Source organism: Bradyrhizobium sp., assembly GCF_035935975.1.
Taxonomy (GTDB): Bacteria; Pseudomonadota; Alphaproteobacteria; order Rhizobiales; family Xanthobacteraceae; genus Bradyrhizobium.
This window is the reverse complement of record NZ_DASYWN010000038.1, coordinates 276361-286310: the sequence shown is the minus strand read 5'-3', so window position 1 is coordinate 286310 and position 9950 is coordinate 276361. Positions and strand designations below refer to the sequence as shown.

Genomic DNA, 9950 nt, shown 5'->3' with positions numbered 1-9950 from the left:
CTGTCTCGCCCGCCAATAGTCGGCGGACCGCCTCAAGCTTGAATTCTCGATCGAACTTACGGGGAGATTTGTTGGGCATCCGTTCTCCTTTAGAGAACTGTCCCCGGTTTTTCTTGTCTCACTTTTGGGGTGCACTCCAGCCGCGCGTTGTGGTCCCGGATGTCGCTTCGCTCATCCGGGCTACAAGTCCGGCGCCTTACCGCACCTTCTTTCCCCGCCGGTCCAGATGATAGGTCAGCGCCAGCGACAGGCAGACCGTTAGCTCCCGCTTCGGCAACTTGCCCGCCACCGGCAACAGCAACGCCCGCGTCTGCCGATATTCGAACTGATCGGGAAAGCGCTCGCGAAACGCGTCGACCAGCGTGGTTTTGCAGTTGAACAGGATGGCAGCGTGATCGGAGTCCTTGAGGCGGCCAAGCCGGATCGTCGAACCGCTGCCTGTCTCATCGGTGAGATAAGCGGGCTCGCCCCATTTCAGCGTTTCGGTGAGTTTGCCGACATCGTCATGCGCCGCCGCGGTGACAAAGATCAGTTCGCGCACCTGAAGCAGCCGCTTGCCGATCGGCGCCGGGAAGGCGTCGAAAACCCGGCTCACTTCGCGTGGTAACAGCGGCGCAGTCACGACTTCACTTTTCGATCGCTCATCGGTTTCCGCTGTCAGCCAGATCAGGCCGGCAGGCCAGCTCCGCGAAGGCCCGCCTCGAAGCGCTGACGGTCAACGTCGCGCTTATAATGCTGGGTGGAGAGATGATTGGCCACTGAAAATGCCGGCTCGCGCTTGAGAACCTCAGCCGCATGAGCGCCGGCCGCAACCGTGTTGCCCATCTGGGCGAAGATCGCGGCGAGGAACGCATGGTGGGTCTGATCGGGCCGCGTGATCCGTGAGAAGGCCTCGGCGGCTTCGGCGTATTTCTCCGCACAATAATAGGCACGTCCGAGATGGCTCCAGAAGCGCTCCGGGTGATACGGGTTGAGCCGCATCGCCTTTCTGATCCAGTCGACGCCTTCCTCCGGCCGACCCAGCCAAGTCAGCAGTTCGCCCTGCTGCACGACCACGAGATCATAGTTCGGGTTGAGCGCGAGCGCGCGCTCCTGATGGTAGGTGGCCTTGTCGTGGTCGTCGCGATTCAGATTGAGCGCTGCGAGGATGCGGTGGACGTCGCTGTCGTTATCGTCGAGGGCCAGCGCCGTCTCCAGCTCCGAAGCAACCTGCTGGAAAGTTGCGTCGCGATCCGCGCACCAATTATAGACCCAGGTCTGCCCCAGGACGCACGCCTTCCAGGCGTGAGCGTGAGCATAATTCCCATCGAGTTCGAGCGCCCGGTCGAGCAGAAGTTGCGCCCGCGCATTGTCTTCGCGATTGGAGCGATGGTGTAAGGTCTTTGCGGCCAGCACACATTCATAAGCCGCCATGTTGTCGGTTGGCTTGCGGTTCGCTCGATCGTGCGTGGCCGCCTCGACGCGGCCGGGTAACGTGGCGGCGATCGCCCGAGTCATCTCGTCCTGGATCGCGAAGATGTCCTTGAGCTCGCCGTCGTAGCGTTCGGCCCAAATGTGCCGGTCGGTTTCCGCATCGATCAGCTGCACGGTGACGCGGACGCGATCTCCGGCCTTTCGCACACTGCCCTCGATGACATAGTCGACGCCGAATTCGCGGGCGACGTCCCGCACCTTGACCGCCTTGCCCTTGTACACAAAGGTCGAGTTGCGGGAGATCACCAACAGGTCGTGGAAACGTGAGAGCTCGGTGATGATGTCTTCGGTCAAGCCATCCGCAAAGAACTCCTGCTCCGGGTCCCCGCTCATATTGGCGAAGGGCAGCACGGCGATCGACGGCTTCTTCGACGTCCCGGTCTCCTTTACGGTGCCCATCGTGCCGTCTGGTGCGCCGGCCGGCCCCTCCTCCAGCCGAATCCGGTAGACGCGGATCGGACGGACGATGTTCTTGACCTTCTGCTCGCCGATGTCCTCGAACGCAACGCCATCGAGGCGCTGGCCGAGTTGGTCGCGCACCGCGCTCGAGATGCAGATACCTCCGGGCTCGGCCAGTGTCTCCAACCGCGACGCGACGTTGACGCCGTCGCCGAAAATATCGTTCTGGTCGACGATCACGTCGCCCAGATTGATGCCGATGCGGAATTGCATCCATCGCGGCGGCGGGACGTCGGCGTTGCGTCGCCCCATCCGGCTCTGAATTTCGGCAGCGCACAGCACAGCGTCGACAGCGCTATGGAATTCGACGAGCAAGCCGTCGCCCGTCGTCTTGATGATGCGGCCGTGATTTTTGGCAATGGCCGGATCGATGAGCTCGATCCGGTGGGTCTTGAGGCGCGCGAGCGTGCCAGCCTCATCGGCCTCCATGAGCCGGCTAAAGCCGACCATGTCAGCCGCGAGGACCGCGGCGAGCCTGCGCTCTGGGCCTGGCACATCCATTGCTCGGTCCCTTCACCGAGCACTCTAGCAGACGCGCGGTTTTTGCCCAACCTGGGTGCGGCTGCAAATCGCGGCGGGACAGCGCCTCAGATCATCCCCAGCGCCTGCATGTAGGTCTCGAGAATGGTCTCGGCCTCAGCGCGCTCGTTGGGGTCCTGTTTGCGCAGGCGCACGATTGTGCGCAGCGCCTTGACGTCGTAGCCGTTGCCCTTGCTCTCGGCATAGACGTCACGGATGTCGTCGGAGATCGCCTTCTTCTCTTCCTCCAGCCGCTCGATGCGCTCGATGATGGATTTGAGCTGGTCCTTGGCAAATTTCGTCGCGGGCTCGTCGTCGCGGACGGCGGCGGAGGTGGCCATCTTGGTACTCCCAATGGAACTGGCAAAACGAGGTGACGCCGGCATCCACCGCGCGTGCTGGCAAAACCCTTAGGGTTCACACCCCCGGCGTTCAAGCAAGCATCGCGCTCGTCCACAGCGCGCCCACACCTTCCTGCGCGGGTGCGAAGAAAGCTGTTGTGTGGTGCGACTCAGGGGCGTCGGCTCGGCCAGTCCCCTCAGTGGCTGTGGGGATGGACCTTCTTCATCGCCTCGATCTGCTCGGGGCTGGCTGTGCCCTGGTATTTTGACTTCCAGGTCTCGTAGGGCATGCCGTAGACCGCTTCCCTGCTCTCGTCCTTGCTCAAGCTCACGCCTTGGGCATCGGCGGCGTCCTTGAGCCAGTTAGACAGGCAGTTGCGGCAGAAGCCCGCCAGATTCATCAGGTCGATGTTCTGGACGTCGGTCCGCGTCTTCAGATGCTCGACCAGGCGGCGGAAAGCGGCCGCCTCGAGCTCCGTTCTGGTTTTGTCGTCGATGGCCATCGTTCTTGTCCCTGGCAGTGGCGTGTCCAGTCAAACCCTTACGGGATCAGGTGGGGTCCTGTCACAGATTTTGCCACATCGCGGCGCAAACGGGCCAAGGCCACCTTTGGGGCGGTTCCCCGGCCCCTACGCCAAATCGTCAATCATCTGGTATACGTTCCGCGACAATGATCGCCGAATCTCCCCGCCTCCCCCTTCGCCTGCTCGCCCGGTTGGTCCCGGTGCTGGTGGTTGCCCTGTTTTGCCTCTGGAGCAACCCGGCCGCCGCCGATTTCCGGCTGTGCAACAACACCTCGAGCCGGGTCGGCATCGCGCTCGGCTACAAGGACGCCGAGGGCTGGACCACCGAGGGCTGGTGGAACATCTCCTCCCGCTCCTGCGAGACCCTGCTGCGGGGAACGCTGGTCGCCCGCTACTATTACATCTACGCGATCGACTACGACCGCGGCGGCGAATGGTCGGGCCAGGCCTTCATGTGCTCGCGCGACAAGGAATTCACCATCCGCGGCACCGAGGATTGCCTCGCGCGCGGCTATGACCGGACCGGCTATTTCGAGGTCGATACCGGCGAACAGCGCGCCTGGACGGTCCAGCTCACCGATGCCAACGAACAGCCGGCGCAGCAGCGCGTGCCTGGCCTGCCCGGCCCGGTTGGCCCGGGCGGCGTTCCGGGTTTGCCCAATGGCCCGCCCGGTGCTACGCCCCCGGGCTCGCCCGGCCTCCCACCCCCGCCTGGAAATAAGCCATGAGGCGTCTTCGCCGTATCAAGATTCTCGCGACGCTCGGACCTGCATCTTCGGACCTCGCGATGATCCGCCGCCTGTTCGAGGCCGGCGCCGACCTGTTCCGCATCAACATGAGCCATACCCCGCATGACAAGATGCGGGAGCTGGTGGCGACGATCCGCAATGTCGAGAGCAGCTACGGCCGCCCGATCGGCATCCTGGTCGACCTCCAGGGTCCGAAGCTCCGGCTCGGCGCCTTCGCCGAAGGCGCGGTGCAGCTGCAGAACGGCCAGATCTTCACGCTGGATTCCGACAAGACGCCGGGCGATGCCACGCGCGTCAATCTTCCCCACCCCGAGATCCTGGCCGCGCTCCGGCCCGGCCATGCGCTGCTGCTCGACGACGGCAAGGTCCGCCTGATCGCCGAAGAGACCACGAAAGAGCACGCGGTGACGCGTGTCGTCGTCGGTGGCCGGATGTCCGACCGCAAGGGCGTCAGCCTGCCCGACACAGATCTGCCGGTCTCGGCGATGACCCCGAAAGACCGCGCCGACCTCGAGGCCGCTTTGGTCACCGGCGTCGACTGGATCGCGCTGTCCTTCGTGCAGCGCGCCGACGACGTGATCGAGGCCAAGAAGATGATCCGCGGCCGCGCCGCCGTGATGGCCAAGATCGAGAAGCCGCAGGCGATCGACCGCCTCGCCGACATCATCGAGGCCTCCGACGCGCTGATGGTGGCGCGCGGCGACCTCGGCGTCGAATTGCCGCTCGAGCGCGTGCCGAGCCTGCAGAAGCAGATGACGCGCATGGCGCGCCGCGCCGGCAAGCCGGTGGTGATCGCAACGCAGATGCTGGAATCGATGATCCAGTCGCCGGTGCCGACCCGCGCCGAAGTCTCCGACGTCGCCACCGCGGTCTATGAGGGCGCCGACGCCATCATGCTGTCGGCGGAATCGGCGGCCGGCAAATTCCCGGTCGAGGCGGTCTCGACCATGAACCGCATCGGCGAGGAGGTCGAGCGCGACCCGACCTACCGGTCGGTGATCACCGCGCAGCGCCCCGCGCCCGAGGCCACCGCGGGCGATGCCATCGCCGACGCCGCGCGTCAGATCGCCGAGACGCTCGACCTGCCCGCTTTGATCTGCTGGACCAGCTCCGGTTCGACTGCGGTGCGCGTCGCGCGCGAGCGGCCGAAGCCGCCGATCGTGGCGATCACGCCCAACATCAATGCCGGACGCCGGCTCGCGGTGGTCTGGGGCGTGCACTGCGTGGTGGCGGACGATGCGCGCGACCAGGACGACATGGTGAGCCGTGCCGGCCAGATCGCCTTCCGCGACGGTTTCGTCCGCGCCGGCCAGCGCGTGATCATCGTCGCCGGCGTGCCGCTCGGCATCCCCGGCACCACCAACATGGTGCGCATCGCCTCGGTCGGCCCCGAGGGCGAGGCGAACATGTAGGCCCGCCCAAGCGGCCAAAACAAAAAGTGCGAAAACAACCCCATGCACAGTAGCCGGCGCTGCCGGCAACCTTGTGCGGGTTTTGCGAAAAGACGCGCTCAGACAACGGCCTGAGCGTGATCAGGCGTCAACCCCGGCCGCAGCCTCGATTTAAGCCCCAACCAGCGCCTTGGTGGTCGGCAGCAGCGTCTGCTGCACCACGAGGCCACGGGCGCGGGCGTCCATGACGCCGACGGCGCGCAGCGCCAGCAGGGTCACGGTCTGGACTGCGTCACGCATCTTGACGGGATCTTCGAGATTGTCGGGCGCGAGCGGGCCGACCAGGGCCTCATGCAGCGCCCCGAGCAGCGCTGTGGCTGCCAGCGCAGTGTCCTGCGCCGGCAGATGACCGGCACGCACGGCGGCATCGATCCGCGCGGCGATCTCGCCGGCGATCTCGCGCCGGCTGGCAAGCCGGGAGACGCTGACATCGACATCGACGGGCTCGGCCAGAATGCCCCAGGCCAGGCGGCGCTGCGACAGCGTATGGACCGCCACGGTGGTGACAGCCGCGGCCAGCGCCGAGGACGGGCCCGGCGCGGCATCGGCGGCCCGCCGGATCGCCGCGAGCTCGTCGCGCGAGACCTCGGCGATCAATTCGGAGATCAGCTCGGCCTTGGAGGGGAAGTAGCGGTAGACCGTCCCCGCGGCCACACTGGCCCGGACCGCGACCGGCGCGATCTGCACCGCCGCCATCCCGCCTTCCGCCGCCGCCTCGCGCGCTGCCGCCAAAATCGCGCTGCGCCGGGCTGCCAGGCGCTTAACCACTTGATGCGTCCGCCGATAAACCATGGCGCGCTTCCTGTCCCACACGCCAGCCGCACGCCCGCGGCCGAACGCTTCGTCACTGCAAAGATGCAAATCGCCCCGCAAGGACTGAACAACTATTCACGGGGGATGACAAGATGCATTTGCGTAAAGCGTCATGTCATGCGGTGGGAGGCGACTCTTCGCAAATGCACAACGCCGGTTCGCAAACGGCTAACCACGCTCGTTACCGCCATCTTAAACCTGCTCCGCGACTGTGCCGCGGTACTGCAATTCCACTTGTGCGTTTCCTTGGGTGCAGCATGCGCGACACCGACGCCTGGACCGCCTGGCAGCTCTTCCAGCTGAACTGGTTTCCCATCGTTGCCATGGGCAGCCTGCTCGCGTTCGGCCTGCCCGCGACCGGCCTGAGCCTCGAGCCCGTCGCCTACGGCATCACGCTGGCGATCGCGGCCGTCCTCGTCGCCGTCGCCTATCACCACCGCCTCGCCAAGGGCGACCTCGCCGATCCGAAGCTGGTGTTCTCGCTCGGCACGATCGGACAGGTGATTCTCACCTGCGCCATCGTCGGCCCCTTGAGCTACGTCGCGGGCAAGCTGAACTGGCCGCTGCAGGACGACGCGCTGCTGGCGATCGACCGCGCGCTCGGCCTCGATCCCGAACCGATCGCGCGCTACATCAACGATCATCCCTGGCTCGCCGATATCCTGGCGCGCGGCTATGGCCTGATCAAATGGCCGCTGCTCGGCATCCCCGTCGTGCTGACACTGACGGTGCGCTATGTGCGGCTGCAAATGTTCATGCTCGCGATGAGCCTTGCGCTCGCGGTCACCATCGCGATCTCCGCCGTGGTGCCGGCGATCGGCACCTATTACGCCCTGCAATTGCCGGCCGCGCATTTCCCCGAAATCAACACCGCGGTCTATGCCGGCCAGTTGCGCGACATCCTCGCGTTGCGCGACGGCAGCCTGCAGGAGCTGCGGCTGTTCTTCCTGTCCGGCATCGTCTCGTTTCCGAGCTTCCACGCCGCATCCGCCGTGCTCTACATGTGGGCGCTCTGGCCGGTGCGCTATGTCGGCGGCATCGCGGCCGCGCTCAACATGCTGATGATCGCGGCAACGCCCGCGATCGGCGCGCATTATCTCATCGACGTCGCCGGCGGCATTGCGCTTGCCGCGGCCTCGATCTGGGTGACGAAGTTTTATGTCGAGCGGCTCGGCCGCGCGGCGTCCATGTCTGCCGCGCCTGTGCCGGTGTGGCAGCCCAGCCTCGCGGAGTAGCGGCGCGCTCGTCGCCGTCACAAGCACACTGCCGTAGGGTGGGCAAAGGCGCGCCCACCATCTCTCAACAACTGAGATCGAAGTGATGCGCGCGCTAATGCTTCAGTGTCATTGCGAGCGCAGCGAAGCAATCCAGAGTCTCTCCGCGGAAACAGTCTGGATTGCTTCGCTGCGCTCGCAATGACGTTGTGGGTACGGCGTACGCCCACCCTACAAATTTCAATTCCGTCATCCTGAAGTGCTCGCGTAGCGAGCCTCGAGGGATCAACGGCCGAGATGCAGCCGGGCCGTCGCCCTTCGAGGGCCGCTGAAGAAGCGGCCACCTCCAGCAACAGCGGCTTCGCCGCTGCGCGGGGGTGAAGGAGCTCAAAAGAAAAGAGCCCCGCCAAAAGACGGGGCTCTCAAAATTCCCAGATCGTCCAGTCTTACTTGAGGCTGGTCGAGATCGAGCCGAACTTGGTGTTCAGCGTGCTGCCGAGGTTGTTGACGACGGTGATGATGGCCAGCGCGATGCCGGCAGCGATCAGACCGTATTCAATGGCGGTGGCGCCGGATTCATCCTTCACGAAACGCGCAACGAGGTTCTTCATAGAGTGCTCCCAAAAAGTACACAAGGCTACAAGTGGTCTGGTCTCTTCGGCTTCCCAGCGCCGCCCGACCATGGAACCGAACGTAGAGGCAAAGAATTGCGCCGCAGTTAATTCGACTGCGTAAACACTGAGCGGTTTGCGTGTATTGGGCGATGGTAAACCGGAATTGAAAACAACCCGTTAAATTGTAACGACATCACACAGGCCCGCCGTCGATTTACTCGAAGTTATGACCGCCGTGGTTTGATGCTGCGCAACGCGACAAGAACAAGCAGGACGACGAGGCGGCATGTCCCTTTCCTTTGCCAACAGCATCGCTGTGCAGAGCCGCGCGCGGGCGCTGGTGCCGCTCTGCGTCGGCGCGGGCGCCTATCTCTTCTTTCTCTATGTCGGCGACACGTTGCTGCAGGACTCCGACTCGTTCTGGCAGATCAAGATCGGGCAATGGATTCTCGATGACCGCGCCCTTCCCTACACCGACTTCTATTCCTTCACGCGGCCGGGTGCGCCCTGGGTTTCGACCTCGTGGCTGTCGCAGGTCGCCTTCGCGCTGTCCTATGCGCAATGGGACTGGGCGGGACCTGTGATCCTCACCGCGCTCGCGGTCGCATTGTCGGCGGCGATCCTGGTCGATCTGCTCGATGCGCATATGGAGATGCCGCGCTCGGTGCTGTTCGCGATGCTGGCGGTCGTGCTGTCGCTGCATCACATCCTGGCGCGGCCGCACATCCTGGCTCTGCCCGTGATGATCGCGTGGGTCGGCATGCTGATGAATGCCGCCGATCGCCGCAGCACGCCGTCATGGGCCTATCTGCCGCTGATGTCGCTGTGGGCGAATCTGCATGGCGGCTTCGTGCTGGGCCTCGCGCTGATCGGCCCGATGGCGTTCGTGGCGCTGTGGGGACTCGAATCCGACAAGCAGGTCCGGCTGCTGCTGCGCTGGTTCCTGTTCGGTGTCGCGGCGCTGGCCGCGTGCTGCGTCACACCCTATGGCTGGCGCACGCTGCTGGGTGCGACCAACATCCTCAATCTCGGCGAGCTGCTGACGGTCATCTCCGAATGGTCGCCGGTGAACTTCGCATCCTTCAACGCGTTCGAAGGCGCGCTGTTCGGCCTGATCGCGCTCGGGCTCTATCGCGGCCTGACGCTGTCGCCGCCGCGCATTCTGCTGATCCTGCTGCTAACCTGGATGGCGCTCACCCATGTCAGGAGCATCGAGGCCTTCGCCTTCCTGGTGCCGCTGGTGCTCGCCAAGCCGCTCGGTGAGAAATCGCCGTTGCAGCAAGCCGACGCGCAAGGCGGCCAGAGCCCGCTCGCCCGCTACGTCACCGCAGCCGGCGCGCTGATGATCGTCGCCGCGGCCTGGACCTCGACCTCGCTCTTCATGTCGCATCACCGCTTCAACTTCACGATGGACCAGACGCCGGTTGCGGCGGTCGACCTGCTCGAGAAGCGCGGGGCGCAGCGCATCTTCAACGCCTACAAGTTCGGCGGCTATATGATCGCGCGCGACGTCCCGGTCTTCGTCGACGGCCGCGCCGAGCTCTATGGCGAGAAGTTCGTGATGAATTTCTTCAACGCGACGGAGGGACGCAAGCCCGCGTTGCTTCCCGGCCTGCTCGACGAATACAAGATCGACGCCACGCTGCTGGTCGCCGATTCTCCGGGTCCCCAGATTCTCGATCACCTCAAGGGCTGGAAGCGGATCTATACGGACGGGATCGCGGTGGTCCATGTGCGGGACGAAGCGGGCGCGACACCGACGAAATGAGCTTGCAGGGTGGGCAAAGCTAAGC

At 64.8% G+C, this 9950-nt stretch carries 10 protein-coding genes; 4 read left to right on the top strand and 6 right to left on the bottom strand.

What is annotated here, in order from left to right:
- Window positions 1-196 precede the first annotated feature (196 nt).
- The 4 genes from VGR99_RS21875 to VGR99_RS21860 form a co-directional block, all read right to left on the bottom strand.
- Window positions 197-622: a DUF1801 domain-containing protein gene (locus tag VGR99_RS21875; protein ID WP_326901246.1), complete on the bottom strand. Its 426-nt coding sequence runs from the start codon at window positions 620-622 to the stop codon at window positions 197-199.
- 44 nt (window positions 623-666) lie between these two features.
- Complete coding sequence (locus VGR99_RS21870) at window positions 667-2433, bottom strand: adenylate/guanylate cyclase domain-containing protein (protein WP_326901245.1); 1767 nt, start codon at window positions 2431-2433, stop codon at window positions 667-669.
- Between the two features lie 86 nt (window positions 2434-2519).
- Window positions 2520-2792 (bottom strand): DUF2312 domain-containing protein, encoded by a 273-nt coding sequence (locus tag VGR99_RS21865; RefSeq protein ID WP_008546273.1) that lies wholly within the window; start codon window positions 2790-2792, stop codon window positions 2520-2522.
- Window positions 2793-2989: 197 nt separating this feature from the next.
- Complete coding sequence (locus VGR99_RS21860; RefSeq protein ID WP_326901244.1) at window positions 2990-3295, bottom strand: DUF1244 domain-containing protein; 306 nt, start codon at window positions 3293-3295, stop codon at window positions 2990-2992.
- Between the two features lie 167 nt (window positions 3296-3462).
- On the opposite strand from VGR99_RS21860, the gene VGR99_RS21855 reads away from it, so the two are divergent.
- A complete protein-coding gene (locus VGR99_RS21855) occupies window positions 3463-4044 on the top strand; it encodes a DUF1036 domain-containing protein (RefSeq protein WP_326901243.1) in 582 nt (193 codons plus the stop codon).
- On the top strand, window positions 4041-5477 hold the full coding sequence (gene pyk, locus VGR99_RS21850; RefSeq protein WP_326901242.1) for a pyruvate kinase: 1437 nt from the start codon (window positions 4041-4043) through the stop codon (window positions 5475-5477). Before VGR99_RS21855 ends, pyk begins: the two co-directional genes overlap by 4 nt.
- A 150-nt stretch (window positions 5478-5627) precedes the next feature.
- On the opposite strand, the gene VGR99_RS21845 is transcribed toward pyk, so the two are convergent.
- Window positions 5628-6308 (bottom strand): helix-turn-helix domain-containing protein, encoded by a 681-nt coding sequence (locus tag VGR99_RS21845; RefSeq protein WP_326901241.1) that lies wholly within the window; start codon window positions 6306-6308, stop codon window positions 5628-5630.
- Between the two features lie 278 nt (window positions 6309-6586).
- Here VGR99_RS21845 and VGR99_RS21840 point away from each other — a divergent pair, with 278 nt between their 5' ends.
- Window positions 6587-7564: a phosphatase PAP2 family protein gene (locus tag VGR99_RS21840; RefSeq protein ID WP_326901240.1), complete on the top strand. Its 978-nt coding sequence runs from the start codon at window positions 6587-6589 to the stop codon at window positions 7562-7564.
- 425 nt (window positions 7565-7989) lie between these two features.
- Here the strand turns inward: VGR99_RS21840 and VGR99_RS21835 are convergent, their stop codons facing one another.
- The gene (locus VGR99_RS21835; RefSeq protein WP_130363127.1) at window positions 7990-8154 is read right to left on the bottom strand and encodes a Flp family type IVb pilin; all 165 of its coding nucleotides are present in this window, start codon (window positions 8152-8154) and stop codon (window positions 7990-7992) included.
- Window positions 8155-8443: 289 nt separating this feature from the next.
- Between VGR99_RS21835 and VGR99_RS21830 the strand changes: the two genes are divergently transcribed.
- Complete coding sequence (locus tag VGR99_RS21830; protein ID WP_326901237.1) at window positions 8444-9925, top strand: hypothetical protein; 1482 nt, start codon at window positions 8444-8446, stop codon at window positions 9923-9925.
- Window positions 9926-9950 lie beyond the last annotated feature (25 nt).

Bases quoted from the DNA above. Each gene is read 5' to 3' on its own strand.
- VGR99_RS21870 (WP_326901245.1), bottom strand. From the start codon at position 2,433: ATGGATGTGCCAGGCCCAGAGCGCAGGCTCGCCGCGGTCCTCGCGGCT.
- VGR99_RS21865 (WP_008546273.1), bottom strand. From the start codon at position 2,792: ATGGCCACCTCCGCCGCCGTCCGCGACGACGAGCCCGCGACGAAATTT.
- VGR99_RS21860 (WP_326901244.1), bottom strand. From the start codon at position 3,295: ATGGCCATCGACGACAAAACCAGAACGGAGCTCGAGGCGGCCGCTTTC.
- VGR99_RS21855 (WP_326901243.1), top strand. From the start codon at position 3,463: ATGATCGCCGAATCTCCCCGCCTCCCCCTTCGCCTGCTCGCCCGGTTG.
- pyk (WP_326901242.1), top strand. From the start codon at position 4,041: ATGAGGCGTCTTCGCCGTATCAAGATTCTCGCGACGCTCGGACCTGCA.
- VGR99_RS21845 (WP_326901241.1), bottom strand. From the start codon at position 6,308: ATGGTTTATCGGCGGACGCATCAAGTGGTTAAGCGCCTGGCAGCCCGG.
- VGR99_RS21840 (WP_326901240.1), top strand. From the start codon at position 6,587: ATGCGCGACACCGACGCCTGGACCGCCTGGCAGCTCTTCCAGCTGAAC.
- VGR99_RS21835 (WP_130363127.1), bottom strand. From the start codon at position 8,154: ATGAAGAACCTCGTTGCGCGTTTCGTGAAGGATGAATCCGGCGCCACC.
- VGR99_RS21830 (WP_326901237.1), top strand. From the start codon at position 8,444: ATGTCCCTTTCCTTTGCCAACAGCATCGCTGTGCAGAGCCGCGCGCGG.